The sequence below is a fragment of the Streptosporangium pseudovulgare genome, assembly GCF_014648055.1.
GTDB lineage: Bacteria > Actinomycetota > Actinomycetes > Streptosporangiales > Streptosporangiaceae > Streptosporangium > Streptosporangium pseudovulgare.
In genome coordinates this window covers 1-686 of sequence record NZ_BMQJ01000070.1, presented here as the reverse complement: position 1 = coordinate 686, position 686 = coordinate 1, and the positions used below count along the sequence as shown (strand labels likewise).

At 71.1% G+C, this 686-nt stretch carries 2 protein-coding genes; both read left to right on the top strand.

Features of this window, described 5'->3' with window-relative positions; translation table 11 throughout:
* Positions 1-324, top strand: a 324-nt coding sequence (locus IEZ10_RS38505) for a DUF4097 family beta strand repeat-containing protein (RefSeq protein ID WP_189250831.1), incomplete at its 5' end; no start/stop codon positions are given.
* Between the two features lie 80 nt (positions 325-404).
* A partial coding sequence (locus tag IEZ10_RS38500; RefSeq protein WP_229812105.1) for a serine hydrolase occupies positions 405-686 on the top strand: 282 nt, incomplete at its 3' end.

Sequence of the window (686 nt, the reverse complement as noted above, 5' to 3'; positions counted from 1 at the left end):
TACCACCAGATCAAGCTCGACGAGACCGCGAGCCTCCACCTCACCGCCACCGACGGCGACGTCGAGATCGGCCGGCTGGGCGGCCCCGCACAGATCAGCACCGCGAGGGGCGACATCACCATCGCCGAGGCCACGGGCGGCACCCTCGTGCTCCGCACCCACTCCGGCGACATCTCGATCACCGCCGCCGCCGGCGTCTCGGCCGCCCTGGACGCCGGCACCACCCACGGCCGCATCGCCAACGGTTTCAAGAACGACGGCACCGCCGAACTCGACGTCCACGCCACCACCGCCAGCGGCGACATCACCGCCCGCAGCCTCTAGGCGTCCGGACGCGGCCAAACCGCGTTCCACCATCCATCCGTCCCATGCGTTTCACCCCGGATTCAAAGGAGCACACCATCATGTCCGTCACCCCCACCAACCAGGACGAGTTCACCCCGCGGACCGGGCAGGACCGCCCGGAACTGCGCGAGATCATTCAGGAGATGGTCGATTCCGGCATCGTCGGGGTGACGCTGCGGGTGCGCGACGAGCGGGGCGAGTGGGCCGCCGCCGCCGGGGCGAGCGAGCTGGGCGGCACCGAAGCGCCGCCGGCCGACGGGCACGTCCGGATCGGCAGCAACACCAAGACCTTCACCGCCACCGTGGTGCTGCAGCTGGTGGCCGAGGGCAGGCTCGGGCTG